At 35.0% G+C, this 17,861-nt stretch carries 8 protein-coding genes and 1 pseudogene; all 9 read left to right on the top strand.

The window, feature by feature from the left end:
• Nucleotides 1-229 (top strand): annotated as a pseudogene (locus tag FGF67_RS17220) (hypothetical protein); the annotation flags it as partial.
• 209 nt (nucleotides 230-438) lie between these two features.
• The gene (locus FGF67_RS05630; protein WP_139695564.1) at nucleotides 439-2,871 is read left to right on the top strand and encodes a right-handed parallel beta-helix repeat-containing protein; all 2,433 of its coding nucleotides are present in this window, start codon (nucleotides 439-441) and stop codon (nucleotides 2,869-2,871) included.
• Between the two features lie 568 nt (nucleotides 2,872-3,439).
• On the top strand, nucleotides 3,440-4,294 hold the full coding sequence (locus FGF67_RS05625) for a T9SS type A sorting domain-containing protein (RefSeq protein ID WP_139695562.1): 855 nt from the start codon (nucleotides 3,440-3,442) through the stop codon (nucleotides 4,292-4,294).
• A gap of 96 nt (nucleotides 4,295-4,390) precedes the next feature.
• A complete protein-coding gene (locus FGF67_RS05620; protein ID WP_139695560.1) occupies nucleotides 4,391-5,857 on the top strand; it encodes a sulfatase in 1,467 nt (488 codons plus the stop codon).
• A gap of 455 nt (nucleotides 5,858-6,312) precedes the next feature.
• Nucleotides 6,313-7,935 (top strand): FISUMP domain-containing protein, encoded by a 1,623-nt coding sequence (locus FGF67_RS05615; RefSeq protein WP_139695557.1) that lies wholly within the window; start codon nucleotides 6,313-6,315, stop codon nucleotides 7,933-7,935.
• Nucleotides 7,936-7,958: 23 nt separating this feature from the next.
• Nucleotides 7,959-9,842 (top strand): FISUMP domain-containing protein, encoded by a 1,884-nt coding sequence (locus FGF67_RS05610; protein WP_139695556.1) that lies wholly within the window; start codon nucleotides 7,959-7,961, stop codon nucleotides 9,840-9,842.
• Nucleotides 9,843-9,893: 51 nt separating this feature from the next.
• Complete coding sequence (locus FGF67_RS05605; protein WP_139695554.1) at nucleotides 9,894-13,046, top strand: SusC/RagA family TonB-linked outer membrane protein; 3,153 nt, start codon at nucleotides 9,894-9,896, stop codon at nucleotides 13,044-13,046.
• Between the two features lie 13 nt (nucleotides 13,047-13,059).
• Nucleotides 13,060-14,847 (top strand): RagB/SusD family nutrient uptake outer membrane protein, encoded by a 1,788-nt coding sequence (locus FGF67_RS05600; protein WP_139695552.1) that lies wholly within the window; start codon nucleotides 13,060-13,062, stop codon nucleotides 14,845-14,847.
• A gap of 25 nt (nucleotides 14,848-14,872) precedes the next feature.
• Nucleotides 14,873-17,848: a SusC/RagA family TonB-linked outer membrane protein gene (locus FGF67_RS05595; RefSeq protein WP_158293181.1), complete on the top strand. Its 2,976-nt coding sequence runs from the start codon at nucleotides 14,873-14,875 to the stop codon at nucleotides 17,846-17,848.
• Nucleotides 17,849-17,861: the final 13 nt, after the last annotated feature.

Below are 17,861 nucleotides of genomic sequence, written 5' to 3'. Positions count from 1 at the left end.
AGTATTTTTAGCATGGGGATCAACCGATGTAGATGGTGATGCCTTAACCTTTGATGTTTATTTAGACACCAATAATCCGCCAACAACGGCAATAGTAACGGGTCATACTGATAAAGATTATATGATTTCTACTTTATTAGGAGGAACAACATACTATTGGAAAGTTGTAGCAAAAGATGACAAAGGAGCCTCATCTATAGGACAGGTTTGGAGTTTTACAACAGAATAAATTTTGTTTAGTTAATGTTAATTGTTTATTAGCGTATAATCCATGGGTTGTGCGCTTTTATTTATAATGCGAGGATATTAACTTTTTGTGTGGTCTAGCAAAAAGCAATAATAAAAAGATTTTTAAATTAAGATAAATTAGTATTTGGTGACAAGTATATACTTACAAAAAGACACCATAAGAGCAAAACGATTAAAAAGCCTATAAAAATGAAGCAAATAAAAATTAGCTTAATGGTAATTGCGTTAGCGGGAATTGTTGGTTCATTATTTTCTCAGCAACGTTTCAATACAATCAATCAGAAACCACATTATGTTCCAGAGTACAGTAATTCGTATACACAAAACCAATTAGCTCCAATATTAAAGCCAGGTAAAGTGTTTTATGTTTCTACTAATGGCGATGATAAAAATGAAGGGACTCATGAGTTACCATTTAGAACTATTACTGCAGCTAGAAATGCTGTGAGAAATTTAAAATCTTCAAAGGGATTGCCAGCAGGTGGTGTTCACGTCATACTAATGTCTGGTAATTATCAAATAGATAACGCGGTTAATTTTACATCTGAAGACTCAGGTACTAAAGAAGCCCCTATAGTGTATCGAGGTATTAAACGAGGCGATGTTGTACTGTCTGGAGGTTTGAATGTTGATACCAAAAAGCTAAAAGTTGTAAAGAACAAAAAAATATTAAGCTATTTACATCCAAAGGCCAAGGGAAATGTAATGAGCATAAGTTTGTCTAAAAATGAGGTTTCTTCATACTTTCCTGGAGAAGGTAGTTATGGACAGATTTCTATGAACGGACATATGTTGCAACTTGCCCAATGGCCCAATAGGGGGTATAATCATATAGGAGAAATTCTTGAAGAGGGGCCCACAACACGTTGGTTAAAACCAGGAGAAGAGCCCATGTCTTATTCAAAAGAAAATCCAACAGGGGGTAAGTTTGTTTTTAAAGAAACACTGTCTCCGTTAGTTATACAAGAATTTGAAAGAACGAAGGATATGCGTGCTCAGGGTTACTTTCATAACGATTGGTATTTTCAAGATGAACCTGTTGGGCAAATAGAAAATAATGTGGTTCAGCTGCTACATCATACGCGTTACGGTATAGTGAATAAAATAAAGACCATACCAAGACGTGTAAGATTATTTAATGTTTTGGCAGAATTAGATGAACCTGGTGAATGGTATTTTGATAAGAAAGAACAGCAACTTTACATTTGGCCCATTAAAGGTTTTGAGGCTGGAAAATCAACATTAACAATAATTGGTGAACAAGGCTTAGAAGATAAGGAATCTGTTTTATTAAATGAATCAAAACCCACTAATACACCTGCGTTGATAAATTTTGAAGATACGGAATTTATTACATTTAAAAACTTGATTATTGAAAACACAGGAGATTTGTCTTTTTCTATAACAGGTGGGAAATATAATTTAATAGCGGGGAGTACTATTCGTAATGGTTTAGGCAGAGGCGTAAACATTAATGGCGGTGAGTATAATGGTATTTCTGGTTGCGATTTTTATGATTTATATTCTGCATTTAGTATTAATGGTGGTGATTTGGTCAGTTTAACACCATGTTACAATTTTGCTACCAATAATATAGTTCGAAATTGTCGTTTAAGAGGATATGGCGTTATTGGTCTTAACGGAGTTGGGATTTATTTTGGACATAATTTATTACATGATATGAATGGAGCGGTTTCATACAAAACCGTTAATTTGTTAATGGAATATAATGAATTTTATAACATTGGTTATGAAATGGGTGATTTTAACGTTGCCTATTGCGGAGCCCAATGGTATACTATGAATAATGTATTGCGTTATAATTTTGTGCATCACCTTATTGAACCAGGAGGGCATCCTATAACAGGTTTTAGAAATGATGATAATGGAGCCGGTATGAAGGTTTATGGAAACGTGTTTTACAGATCGGGTAGAGGAAGTTGTATATTTCATGGATTCTTAAATGATTTTGAGAATAATATAAGTATTGATGCTGCTATCATGTGGTGGACATTAAAGAAGCCTATAACCCAAGAAGGTATTCAAAAAAAATGGGATGATTTATCTAGATTTGGAAGAGATCTTCCTAAAGGAGATAAGGGCGATTATATATATATTATGGAACAAAAAATAGGTAAAGATGGATGGAAAAAAGGGGTTTGGAAAGAAACGTTTCCTGAGTTAGAAGAAACTATTGATAAAAACCCATGGGCACAGACCAACTGTACTGTAAGTGATAATTATATTTTTGATATAAGAAAACCTATATATGTTCACGGTGGCTCTGGAACTGTTGAAGGTTTAGAAAGTAAAAAATCTGGATATTATACGGATTTGCCGAGGGATGAAATTTTTGAGTATCCAAAAACTATAAGTTTAGAGGCATTTGAAAATGTGGAGACATTAAACTTTTCTTTCAAGGAAAGTTTTGTGCCCATGGAAAATTTCAAAACCATTCCATTTGATAACATAGGTTTAGAAAAAGATGAGTTTAGAACAGAGGTTCCAAATAGAAGTGAGTACCGATCAAAAATTTATGAGCGTTTTAAAAATGACAAAGGTGGCCGGTACAACGCAAAAACAGTAAACTCTAGGTATCCAGTACCAAGTTATTTAGAATAATTAGTAGAAATTAATATTTAAAAAAATAAGAGCCCCGATGTTTTAACATCGGGGTTCTTATTTTTCATGGATGCCAGAATCTAAATAAAAATAAATTAATACCATTTGTGATTTGAATTTACTGTAAAATAAAATGATGATTTTTTTTCTTTATTTGAGTTTAAAAAATCAAGCATAGCTATAGCTACGGTTTCTTTTATAAATAAAAAGGAAAGGGAAAAAGGTTATTTTACTACGGTAAATTCGAGTTATAAATGGTATAAAGCGAGATTAATATAGAAAAAATCAATTTTGCTTGTATATAGCATAAAGATCTTGCAAAACATATTGCTTTAAAGAGGTTGCACTGCATTTATTTTGATATAAGTCAGTATGCTTCAGAAAATGAGCTGTAAATAGTATTTTTTAGAATTTAACCAAGTTTATATTCTTAAATGGGCGTATGAATAGTTTGTGTATTATTATGAACATTTTAACCCCCTTAAAAAAGAGTAAAAATCATAATATTTGGTAAAGCTTATTATTATAAGTGTAATTAATAGATTAATTAAACTAAAACCAAGTACTTATGAAAACAAAATTACTCAAAGCAATACTTTTTGTATTTGCATTTGCAATGTTTCAAACATCTTTTGCTCAGTTGGTAAATGTGCCATTGTCAAATGCAACGGCAGGATTACCTCATTATACAAATGGGACACGTGATGTGCCAAGTTATAATATAGATGACACGTTCGCTTATGATCCAAGTAGTCCAACAACTCCTTACCCTAATTGTAATGCTAGTAATACGGATAATTATTATTTAACACAAAATGTTGCAGATCAAAATTGGTGGGCATGTGAAGTAGCTATTCCATCAGGAAAGTCACTAAAATATCTTGATTTTTATGGGAGAGATGGAAAATATACCAATTCGGGGCAATTAAATAGATGGAGAAATTTAACGATTACTTTATCTGATGGAGTTAACACAGAGGTTAAAACCTGGGCAGGTATAGCTGATGCTACAGCAGCAGATGACGATCCTAAGAATTATGCACAAATGGATTTTGCGGCTCAAGAATTTTCTTCGGCTATGTTACAAAATGCTACAAGTATAAGACTTGATCTTAATAGTACGGCAATGCATCTAGAATTCATGGAAATGAGACTGTCTGCCGATACCACTTTAGGCACCGATGATTTTAGTGCTACCAGTATAGTTGTTAGCCCTAATCCAGTAAGAAGTGGAGAGCAGTTAACAATTAATTTAAGCAACTCAAACACTCAAACTCTAGAAGTATATTCTATTGTTGGTGCGTTGCTTTACCAAACAAAAGTGTATGATAATGTACTTTCTTTAGATTACAGTATATTTCCTTCCTCTGGTTTATACCTCGTAAAAGTGGGTAGTGCTGTTTCTAAAATACTTGTAGAGTAAAAAGCACAAGTAATATCTTTTTGTTAGTTACTATTAAAACATCTTGGTTCTATCAAGATGTTTTATAGTTTTACTGTATTTAAATCCAATTGAAAGTTGAATAGACTACCAGATAGTTTTCGTTTTATATTGATCAGTGTTTTCGGGTCATTTTTTTTCAATTGCAGCATAGCAAAAAAGGAAAATGATTTCAATAATGTATTATTTATAATTGTAGATGACTTAAGGCCAGAATTGAATTGTTATGGGCAATCTCAAATTATATCTCCAAATATTGATAAGTTGGCAGCAGATGGTATGGTTTTTAAGAACGCCTATTGTAATGTTCCGGTTTGTGGCGCATCTAGAGCAAGCCTGTTAACAGGGGTATTTCCAACAAAAAATCGATTTACAAATTACGGGTCTAGAGTAGATAATGATGCACCTGGTTTAATCACTTTGCCAGAGCATTTTAAAAATAAGGGCTACATAACTAAAGCAGTGGGTAAAATATTTCATCATCCAGATGATGCTCTTCAAAGTTGGACAGATATTCCGTATAGACCAGATTATCCTAACTCGATAAAACAGCAGGAGTTATGGCGAGATTATCAGGCTCCTATAAATAGTTGGACTAAAGAAAATAATTTACCCTTAGGCTCCGCTGGGCCAGCTTGGGAGGCAGCGGATGTTGAAGACGCTGTGTATTATGATGGTAAAACCGCTAAATTGGCTTTAGCGGAATTGAACAAGTTGTCACAGTCTAAACAGCCATTTTTCTTAGGAATTGGTTTTATAAGACCGCACCTTCCTTTTAATGCGCCTAAAAAATATTGGGACATGTATAAGGAAGAGACTATTGCTTTAGCTAAAAACCCTCAAATGCCTATTAAGGCACCACGAGAAGCATGGTTTAATTATAAAGAATTGAGAGGGTATTCAAATATACCTAAAGATACCCTACCTATCGAGAGTGATATTGCTAAGAAACTTCGACATGGCTATTATGCAAGTGTTAGTTTTATTGATGCACAAGTGGGTAAAATACTTGATAAATTAAAAGAATTGGAACTTTATGAGAGCACAAATATAGTTTTAATAGGTGATCATGGTTGGAGTTTGGGAGAGCATTCTTTATGGTGTAAACACTCGTGTTTCAATAATGCCCTTAGAACACCTCTAATTGTTAAACCTAAAAGATCTCGTTTTAAAAATGATACTCAGGCTAGCTCAGAATCTTTAGTGAGTTTTGTAGATATATATCCATCGCTTTGTGATTTAAGCAATGTTGAAAAACCATTGCATTTAAGTGGTAAAAGTTTTGTTGAAATTTTAACAGATCCAAACCATGAAATTAATGAGTATGTATTTTCCAGATGGGGACGTGGAGAGACCGTAATTTCAAAAGCATTTAATTATACGAGGTATTTTAATAAAGATGGAAGTGTAAATTCTCATATGTTGTATGATAGGATTCTAGATCCAGATGAAAATGTTAACGTTGTTGATGATAAAGACCATGCGGAAAGTTTGAATAACCTAATAAGAATCTTACAAAATCATATTAATAAAAATAGAGCTTAGAGTTGAAATGAGAAAAAACATAAGGATTGGTGTAGTACTAATGAGTAAGAAAGTAGGTATAACTGGTTTTCAAGAGCGTTGAACAAAAAATTCACTAAAAAGAATTATTTATACCCATCGGCATTAATTTAATATTTCAATATTTGATAAACTAAAACTAAAACTAAAACTAAAACTAAAACTAAAACTAAAACTAAAACTAAAACTAAAACTAAAACTAAAACTAAAACTAAAACTAAAACTAAAACTAAATAGAGCTAGCCAACTTCATTTTATACAAATTACAGATATAATCTTCTAGGTTAGATATTTAGATATGGTGCCCCGTAGTACGCTACTTTGTAAGGAGTAATCTCGTTATATCATGAAGAGTGTTGAATACTTATACTAAATAAGTTGAGACCATTATAAAAATAAATAAAGAACTAACTAAATTTTAATATACTAAATAACTTATGAAATACATTAGAAATCTTTTTCTCTTAGGTGTAGTGTCAATGCTAGCGCCTTATCTTATTTCATGCGAAGATGATGATAATGGAATAGTGATTCCAGTAATTTCCGTGTCAAATGTGTCTCCATTAGATAATGCTGAATCTATAGGCTATAATCCCACGTTTACATGGGAAGCTTCGGCTGATAATTTTGAAAATTTAAAGTTTGATTTTTACATAGGAACCGAAGAGAATAAATTAGGGTTGAGAGCCCAAGATATTAAAGATACTCAATATAAGATAACCAAAAATACAGTTATGAAAGGTGGAGTGACCTATTATTGGAAGGTTGTTGCTAAAGATGGTTTTTATGATAATGAGAGTGAAGTTTGGAGTTTTACAACAGCAGCTCCTGATGTTCCTGTTATTGAATCTCCTCTTGACAAAAGTCTGTTATTTGTATCAGAAGGTGATGTGTTGCTAGATTGGACGGATTCTGCTGGCCCTAATGGAGAAACGGCTATCTATGATGTGTTTATAGATACAGTGAATCCTCCAGTAAATTTAGCGACTAGTTTCTCTGGTGAATCAGAATTTAATGCAACTTCAGAGCTAACACCAGATCAAAGGTATTACTGGCGCGTAGTGTCTAGAGATGGTTTGGGTAATTCGTTTTCTACTGAAACCTTTAGTTTTGATTATTTGGCTGCAAAAGAACCTGTAAAACCTGAGTTAAGTGAAGAGGTTGAAGATGGAGTATTATCATTGGATGAATCTCTAGTTTGGGGTGTGGCATTAGGCGCAAACACTTTAGATGTTTACATTGATACGGTAAACCCTCCTTTAAATAAAGTGGCTAGTGACGTTACAGGAGAGGGGTATGTTGTACAAACTAAAGATACGCCAAGTGATATTAATGACATAAAAACATTTTATGCACAAGTGGTTGCTAAAAATGATGATGGAGAATCTAAATCTGAAGTAATTTCGTTTACACCGCAAGTTACAGGAGTTTATACAGATGTTAGAGGAAGTGAGTCCTTAGACTATTCGTGGGTTCGAATAGGGTCTCAGATTTGGATGTCACAAAATTTAAGGACTAAAAAACTGACTACTGGGGAGGATTTAGAAAAGATTATTCAGCCTACAAGTGCCGATTACCCTATTACGGCCTCAACAACAACGTTATATTATGATGAACACCCAGCTGATAATGGGCCAATTCCGGGGTACCCATCATTTACAGCGCCTTGGAGTGATGGGGATAATGGGCGTGTTTATTCGAGTAAAGTGCCAAGAAATGCATTAATAGCGCCAGAAGGTTGGCATGTTATAACCGATACCGATATTTCTACTATAAGAGCGTATGTGCCAAATGCTTCTGATTTATTAGATGAATGGTACGGAGGAACGGATTCTTATGGTGCAAATTTTTTAATTGCAGGATATCGTTATAATAACTTTACTGATGATAGACCATTTGGTTTTAGATATGTAGTTGAAGAGGGTAGAGTGGCTTTATGGATTAACCCGATAGCAGGGACAAATGACGTATGGGAGTTGTATCCAGCAGGAAACTACAGATCCTATAACCAAGGCAATGAACATAATAGAATGTTTGGAATACGGTTAGTTAAAGATTAAAGAAAAACACAAGATAATATATTATGAAACATATAAAAAAGATCCTTTTATTTATAGTGATCGTGGGAATTATTCCATTTGTATCATGTGACGATGATGATGTTATGGTAGAGCAAAAACCCAACCTAACATTGGTGTCTCCAGAGGATAATTCTAATGGAATTGATATTGCACCTTCTTTTGAATGGAAGGCATCAGATCCGAATGGCCGACCTCTAAAGTATGATTTTTATTTAGGTATGGATAGTACAAAACTATTTCTAGAGGGGCAAAACCTAAAAGAGACAACCTACCGGCTTGAAGATTATAAGATTAGAAAAGACGCAGTTTATTATTGGAGAGTTATAGCTAAAAATGGCGTAAAAAATACCGAAAGTGATATATGGCGTTTTATGTCCATTCCTGCTCCTGAACCTCCAGTACTGGTTAGTCCAGAGACAGAAGTATTTGTTAGAAATGATGTAAATCTTGAGTGGGAAGCTGTACCGGCAGGCGAAGGGGAAACAATAATCTACAATGTGTTTTTATCAACAACTGATCAGTTTGAAGAATCTGATCTTATTGCCACAATTGAAGATGGTAGTACCTCGTATACCTTAGATGTATCAGGTCTTGATATAGGTGAAGTATATTATTGGAAGATAGATGCTTCAGATTTGATTAATGGTTCCTCGAGTGAAGTGCGTTCGTTTAAAAAATTACGTCCCGGGGCACCAGATGAGCCAATTATTGTATCTCCTGCGAATAAATCACCAGCCATGTCAGGTGTTGTTTTAGATTGGACGGATGTGACGGATCCTGAGGGCGATGCTGTAAGTTATGATGTGTATTTAGATAAGTTCAATCAACCAGCTACACTGGTAGGAACGGTTACAAATAGTGAGTTCACAACAACAAACTTAGATGTTAATTCAGCCTATTACTGGTATATAGTTGCTAAAGATCCATCGGGGAATTTTACTGAGTCGGAAGTATCTGGGTTTTCGGTAGTAGGAGCTAGTCCAGGATTTCCTGGAATTAAAGATTTCCAAGTGGCAAATGTTTTGTCCTTAGATGAAGCATTGATTTGGGAGCCTGCTAGTGGTGCTACATCGTATGACGTTTATATAGATACGGTAAACCCTCCAGTAAATAAAGTGGCAAGTGATATTGTAGAAACCCAATATTTAGTAAAGAATAGTGAAATACCTAGTGATATTACCGATGTGAAAACCTATTATGCACTGGTAGTTGCTAAAGATGGAAGTGGTGGAGAAACCAATTCTTTCCCTGTAGAATTTACACCACAAATGACAGGTGTGTATACCGATGTTAGACTGACTGAAGTTAATGATTATACATGGGTGAGATTAGGAACCCAGATATGGATGTCTCAAAACTTACGAACGAAGAAACTGACTGATGGAACAGATATTCCAGTATTAGGACCAGTTCAAATTCCGCTTACGCCTACATCCACAGATATATACTGCGATGAGCATCCTGAAGGCTTACCTGGATTTACACCAAATTGGAATGAAGTTCATGGGCGGGTGTATTCAAGCTTGTTGCCAAGATCTACACTTATAGCACCTCCAGGATGGCATGTTATGAATGACAATGATATTTCTACTTTAAGAAGTTATGTGTCGCATGCAAGTGAAACTATGGGAGCATGGCATGATGGGTCTGATATTTTCGGTTTAAGTTTTGTAATGGCAGGTTATCGTTATGATACTTTGGCAGCAAATAGACCAACTGGTTTTAGAACAGGTATAGAAAAAGGTAGAGTCACTTATTGGACAAATGGTTCTGGAGATAATGATGTTTTAGAACTATACCTGAGTGGACAGGTTAATGGATTTAGGTACTATGCCCATAATAACGAACATTTAAGGATGTGGGGAATACGTCTTGTAAAAGACTAAAAGATGGTAGCAAGTAATATTTTAAAACAGACAAACTAACTTATTAAACATATGAAATACAAAATAGCATTTTTCTTAAGTTGCTTTATTTTCCTCGGGCAAGCATTAGGAGCTCAGAATATTAAGGTTTCGGGAAAAATAGTAGATGAAACAGGAATGCCGCTAATAGGAGCGAATATTATCAGTTCCAATACTTCAAATGGTATAAACGGTACAGTAGCAGATTTTGATGGTAATTATACCATAACAGTAGGTCCCAATGATACCCTTAGTTTTACTTATGTGGGCTATATTGCACAAGAAATAAAAGTAAGTGGTAAAACAATAATTGATGTTACCATGATGCCTGATACCGAGGCACTGGAAGAGGTTGTTGTATTAGGTTATAACAAGGTGAAAAAGGCAAATGTTGTTGGAGCTGTAGCTACTGTAACTGGTGGAGAATTGAAGGAAACAGGGCTTACCAATATGTCTCAGGCCATTCAAGACCGCTTACCAGGTGTTTATACCGAAATTCCCTCGGGGCAACCTGGGGCTGATGATGCCAATATTACCATACGTGGAGTCTCTAGTTTTAGAGGGAATAATGCACCGCTCATATTAATTGATGGGGTTGAGGCTACCGGTGGGTTTTCTCAGTTAGATCCTAGTGAAATTGCATCTATTTCTGTGTTAAAAGATGCCGCTTCACTTTCTGTATATGGTGTACGTGGCGGTAATGGAGTTATTTTAATAACAACAAATAGAGGTAAAGAAGGTAGCGCTAAAGTAAGTGTAGGAGGAGCTGTAACAGCAAAAAGAATTAGTGACCTTCCGCAACAGTTATCATCTTATGACGTTTTAATGTTGGGGCAAGAAGCTATTAAAAATTCTGGGCAATATGGCGATTTGAGACCGCAGCGCTATATCGATAATTTTTTAGATCCAAATAGAAATATTTATGCTTATCCAGATATTAATTGGTATGATGAGTTGATTCGGGATATTGGTTGGGAAACCAACGCTAGAGTCAATGTAAGTGGAGGTACCGAGTTTGTTAAATATTTTAGTTCACTCAGTGCAAACCATGTTGGCGATATATTAAAAACGGAAGACTTTAATGGATATTATGATCCTGAGTTTACCTTTGATAAGATAAACTTTAGAACAAACCTAGATTTCGATGTTAGCAAATCCACGAAATTATCGGTTGATATATCTGGTCGGTCAGAAATTACTAAAACGCCAAATTCAAATGTGGGTAGAAATGATTTTAGTAATGTGTTTAAGTTTTTAGATGAAGCAACACCATACTATTTCCCGTTGTATTATCCAAAGGAATTTTTGTTGTCAAATCCAGATCCTTTAGCGCCATTTCCAGAAGAGTTTAGATTAAGCTCGGCAATCTCTGAAAATCCTTTTCAAGAAAATCCATACCAAGCGCTTAACTATTCTGGTATGAGACGCTTCAAGAAAGATGTAGTGGATATACAAATAGCATTAACCCAGAGTTTAGATGCTATTACCAAAGGCTTGTCTGTATCAGGTAGGTTTAATTATAGTACGATGTTTGAGTATAAGAAAGTGGAAGCTTTTAACCCTCAATTATGGTTGTATGATCCATTATCAGAATCATGGCGTGGACAAAAGGGCCAATCATATTATGATTCTAACCCTCGGTTTAGAAGTTCAGGAGGTGAAGAGTATGACGGCGTAGCAAGAAATTTATATTATGAGTTTAAGTTAAATTACCAACGTAGTTTTGGAGTCCATAATGTAGCAGCTGTAGGAGTGTTTAATCGAAATGAGAGAGAAACAAGTGTAGGGTCACTCCCAGAGTTTACCGAAGATTGGGTGGGAATATTTAATTATGATTATAAAGAAAAATATTTGCTAAAGCTTTCGGGTGGTTACAATGGTACAGAGCGTTTTGCACCAGGGAAACGGTTTGCGTTTTTTCCTTCAATGGCTATTGGTTGGAATATTGCTAAAGAGAAAATTGTTGAAGATAATTTACCTTGGTTAAATGTATTTAAAGTAAGGTATAGTTATGGAGAAACGGGCGTATACAAGAACTCACCTAGATTTGACTTTTTAGGGGGATATACTACAACGTCATTACGCTTAAGTGAAGCTATATTTGGGTTTCCTGCAAATCCTGAAGTGGCGAGATGGGCTGAGGTTAAAATTGCAAATCCAGATGCAACGTGGGAAACCCAAAAAAGTCATAACCTAGGGTTTGATGTGAAGTTATTTAATTATGAGTTAACCCTTGGACTTGACTTGTTTAAAAAGGAAACCACAGGAATTGCTATAAATGAACCTAGACCTTCTTATTTTCAACCAAGTTTAGGAACAAGAGATCAAGGTAGGGTATCTTTACCTCAGGTAAATTCAGGAGAATCAAAAAATCATGGTTTTGAGTTTTCTGCTAATTACAGACACTTAACACCAAGTGGTTTAGGATATTCTTTTGGAGGTCATTTTACCTTAGCTGACAGTAGGATTGTTTATAGGGGTGACCGTGTGTTAACACCAGATTACAGGAAAAATGCAGGAAAGCCTATAGGATGGTTGTCTGGGTACCATAGTAATGGATTTATAGATAATTTTGAAGAAACAATAAATGCTCCTGAAATATCTAGAACAAGAATAGCAGGACATTATTCTTATGCTGATTTTAATGGGGATGGACGAATTGATATTAATGACAATATACCATTAGAAGGTACTAGTCAACCTGCTGTTGTTTACGCCTTTAATGGTAGTGTTGATTACAAAGGGTTTGATTTGAGTATACGCTTTTTTGGTAAGGACGGTGTAACCTACCATTCTAGTAATTTGTTCCCTAATTTTAACGGACCTTTACTGGAGGCTAAATCAATTCATTTAGATAGATGGAGTCCTACAAATCCAAATGCCGATTTTCCAGCACTAGGACATATATCTACAGCCCAAGGTTATGAGGAAAGAAGCAATCAAACCATTGTAAATTCATCTTACCTTAAGCTTCAAAATGTGGCTATAGGATATAGTTTAAAATCGGAGTTTTTAAGACGAGCTTTAAAGATAGAAAAAATGAGATTGAATTTGTCAGGTCAAAATCTATATACATGGTCTAAAGTGCCATTTGGTGATCCTGAAGGAGGTAATGGTGTATCAGGAGGATATGGTCAATATCCTTTGGTGAGTCGATTTATTTTCGGTGTAAATATTGATTTTTAAAAAATTATAAATTATGATAAAATATAAATATATAATACTTTTTTTAGCTGTTTTATTGTCAGTAGGTTGCGAAGATTATCTAGACAGAACGGAAGAAGGTACGGGATACTCTACTGAAGATGAGGTGTGGAGAGATAGAAACGCCATTAATAGTATGGCATACAGGCTTTATGATACCTTAGGGTGGATGTTTGAAATTAGAGTAACTCATCCAGATAGATTACGCTCTGGGATGGGTAAGAATTATGGCTGTATCGAGGTTTTTTCAGGTGATGTGATTTTTAAAAGGTCACTAGCTGTGCATAATGCTGTATTGTCTGGAGATTATGTTACGGCTTTGAATCAAGCTTTTGGTAATCCAGATTTTTATGATGCATGGTATGATAATTGGGAACTTGTTTACACAACAAACGCTATTCTTGATAGAATTGATGGTGTGACCACAGATATTATGCCTCAGAGTGAAATTGATCAAGTAAAAGGTGAGGCATTATTATTTAGAGCATTTGCATACCATGAATTATCTAAACGATGGGGAGCATTACCTTACATAAAAACAAAAATTTTACCAGAAACAGATTTAAACTTACCCAGACCCACTTATAAGGAGTTAATTGCTGATATTGTTGCAGACTGTGATGCAGCTATTAAAATTTTACCTGAAGTGAGTTACCTCAATCACCCGGTAAATATGGGACGTATGGGGAAAGCTGCGGCTATGGCTTTAAAGTCTAGAGCATTAACAACAGCTGCGAGCCCTAATTATACACTTAATAATCAAAAGGATACCGAACTATGGGAAATGGCTGCAGCTGCAGCTTGGGATTTAATACAACTATCTCAAACTTCAGATAAGGTAGGGTTATACCAAGGAGATTACAATAATATATTTAGTACTGAGCCAGGAACCATTGAAGGTGTATGGCCAAGATATAATCTGCCAATTGCTGCCAGTAGAGATTTATATAGATTGAGCTGGCTTTGGAGAAATATAGATGGTGATGCAGGGTATTCACCATCACAAGAGATTGTTGATAGGTTTGAAACTGCCGATGGATGGCCAATAGATCACCCTAGCTCAGGTTACAATGAGCAAGATCCATATAGCAACAGAGACCCAAGGTTCTACAAAGATATTTTGTATCACGACGCACCGTTCGCCAAAGTATCTGATAGTGATAGAATGGATATGAGAACAACGCCATTAGGAGAAGATAGAACGGCCCCAAATAGTTCTACATATGGTAATTCTGCCACAGGATATTTTGTAAGAAAACTGATTCCTGAAAAATATAATAAAAAGGCATATAATAGAACGGTATATTTAAATGCTCCATATATTAGAATGGCAGAAATATATTTAAACTACGCAGAAGCTGTTAATGAAGCTTATGATAATCCTAACGCTATGGCGCCTGGAGCAAATTTAACTGCGGTAGATGCATTGAATGCAGTTAGAAATAGAGTGGGACATGTAGATGTGAGACCAGAGTTCACTACGAATGCCTCTGATTTTAGGGAGGTTGTGAGAAATGAGTTTAGAGTTGAACTATGTTTCGAGTACCATTCTTGGCATGATATGTTAAGATGGAGAACGGCAAAAGAGGAATTAGATGGGAAAGTGTTTCATGGCATGTTAATTACTGATGACCCTTCACAACCAACTGGTGTTCGCTACGAGAGATTTGAAATTGGACAACCTGCTAGAGTTTTTGATGATAGAATGTATAGATATCCTATTCAGCAATCTGATTTAGAGGTGTATGAAGCTCCTAAATTGACTCAAAATCCAGGGTGGTAATATGTTAACCTTTAATGATTTTAAAATGATAAAGACAAAAACATTATATATAGTATTGGTGGTTCTATTTTATATTTTACCATTTAAAGTAAAAGCTCAAGTTGAACTAAATTACATAAATGCAACAATTGTTAATAAGGCTGGAGTTGGTCTTGAGGGTGTTAATATTCTGGCCTCAAAGTCTAAAAATAGAGCAGTGACCAATGCCGAGGGGCTTTTTAGAATTTATGTTCAAGACCAAGATATTCTAGTAATTACGCGTTTAGGGTATGAAAGAGCTGTAATTTATGTAAAGAATGGAACATTGGCTAATGAAACAATAGAGTTAAAGCAATGGGGGGTTATTGATGGAGAGGAAGATACTAATATAGCCTTAGGTAGTATGCCTTTTGAAAGAATAACAGGTTCGGTGGAGCGAATAACAGGAGAGGAGTTAAATGATTTTCCAACAGCTTTCACAAGAGAAGCATTAGCAGGAAGACTTTCAGGGTTAGAAACTTTTTATAATAATGGTTCTCCAGTTTCAGAAGTTTTTGGAAATAGTATTCGCGGACAAGGCGTAGGACAGCTTATTGTTGATGGTGTACCATCTAATGATATTGTGTTAACTCCTGCCGAAGTTGATGATATTGTGATAGCTAAGGATTATGGATCTTCTTTCATGTATGGAGCCCTTGGTGCTACTGGTGCCATGATTGTAAATTCTAAGCATGGTCTTCCTGGAGGACGTTTATTTAGGTTTAAGTCTAGAACAGGTGTTAGAACACCAACGTTTTTGCCTAATACCATGAATGCACAGAATTATGCAAGAGCTTATAATCAAGCTTTAATCAATGATGGGCTTATGCCTATTTATACTCAAGAAGACATAGATAATTATGCAAATGGGAATCATCCAATTAAAAATCCTAACAATGATTACTATGATGATTTGGTAAACGGAATAGCAACATATAGCCATCTCACAGGAGATTTTTCGGGTGGTAATGAGACCGTACAGTACTTCTCTCACCTTGGATATTACACAACAAATGGAATAGAAAGTGTTGGTGACGGCAGAAAATTGACCAGATTAAGGATAAATAATAATGTTCAAATTAATTTAAAAAACTCAGGCAAGGTAAGTGTAGGTGTAGGAGGAAGTTTTAACAGACGAAATGAGCCTCGTACAAATGCAAATTCAGCTTTTAACACCATGTATAATTATCCTGCGAATGCCTTACCCTACAAGATCAATGATACTATTTTTGGGAGAACCCAGGAGTTTCGTACAAATTTATTAGCCGATTTGGCACATTCTGCAGTCATGGAAGACGAAAGAAGAGATGCTTTTGCTAGAATTGGTTTAGATTTAGATTTGGATGAAGTGACAGAAGGACTTTCCGTTAATGGTTTAGTGGGTATGTATACACTTAATGTACTTTCATCTTTCCTAGATCTAAGACCACATTTTGCAGAACCAGTTTTTACAGAAAACAACGATGGTACATATGACGTTGGCTTTCGTGAATATAGACCTGGAAAAATTGCTTTTAATTTTAATAAATTAGGAGATAGAGTAGATAGAAGTCAGTTTGTACAAGCTAATTTGCATTACGATAGAAATTTTAATGAAAACCATAAGGTTATTGCCGATTTCTTTTATACCAATCAAAAAATAACGGGTAGTCAATTAGAGCAAAACACTATTTATAGAAATTTAGGAGTTAGAGTAAATTATTTGTTAAACAATAAGTATGTTTTAGAAGGGAAACTCTTAAATGCTCCTATCAGACAGTTGACTCAAGATGAAAGAAAGAAGATTAATTATGATGCTGGGGTAGCTTGGTTATTACATAAAGAATCATTTTTAAAGAATGCCGATTGGTTAGATTTTTTAAAGTTGAGAGGTAATTTTGGTGTTCAAACAAGAGCTGTAAGTCAGTTTTTTATTTCCGAGAATCGGTACGGAGGTGGAGGTGCTGGGACCTTTGGTGTGTTTCCAAAACCTAATGCTGGTGCGGGAGGGTCAAATAGAGCGTTTACTGCATCTAGCCTAGTTAGACCCAAGCAAGAGTATTTAAGTATTGGTTTAGATTTCCAAATGTTCAAGTCGAAAGTTAATGGACAAATTAATTATTTTAATATTCGAAATTATGATCAAATAACATTGCCAACTGATTTATATGCTTTAATTCCATCTAACTATACGCCTTTAGTGAATTATGAGGATGCAAGACGCAGAGGTGTTGATTTTGGCATGTCATTCAATAATAAAATAGGAGAATTTGCTTATAAAATAGGAGTGAATGCCATGTACAATGTTAGTTATAACACGTTGTCAAACAATGTTACTTATCCAGAAGGTGAGGAACAAAGAAATGTTATGGGAAGTCAAGGTGGGTTAATAAGAGGTTTAAAGGCATCAGGAATCTTTCAAGATGAAGCAGAAATAGCAAGTGCTCCAACACAATTATTTGGTGAAGTGAAGCCTGGTGATATTAGATATGTAGATTTTAATAATGACGGTGTAATTGATGAAAAGGATATCCATGAAATAGGAAAATCACCTAGAGTTTCAATAGGCTTTAACTATATGATGCAATATAAAAATTGGAGTTTTAGTATTCATGGTGATGGCGTTTTGGGCGGTAGTTATGTAGAACAACTTAATTGGAATAGAGGAATTAATGATTACACTAATGATTTGGCAAATAGCTGGCCAGTTTCCAATAGTTTACCTAGGTTGACGACATTATCAAATCCAAATAATTACAGGACGTCGTCATTTTGGTTAAAGGATGCTGGGTATTTTAATGTAAGAAGTATTATGGTAGCCTATTCTTTACCTCAAAATTTGTTAAAGAACCTTGGGATGAAAGAGTTTTCATTTTCTGGATCTGTTAAGAACCCTTTCATTATATCATCTAATGAAGACAGGTTTATGCCAGATAGAGATAAGGGATACTCTGAGCATCCAGTTTTAAAGGCCTTTGAATTGGGTATACAAGTGTCATTTTAATTAAAAAAAGAAT

Origin of the sequence: Allotamlana fucoidanivorans (assembly GCF_006265225.1) — a bacterium.
Classification (GTDB): Bacteria; Bacteroidota; Bacteroidia; order Flavobacteriales; family Flavobacteriaceae; genus Allotamlana; species Allotamlana fucoidanivorans.
The sequence above is the reverse complement of the archived record's forward strand: the minus strand, read 5'-3'. Positions and strand labels throughout refer to the sequence as shown.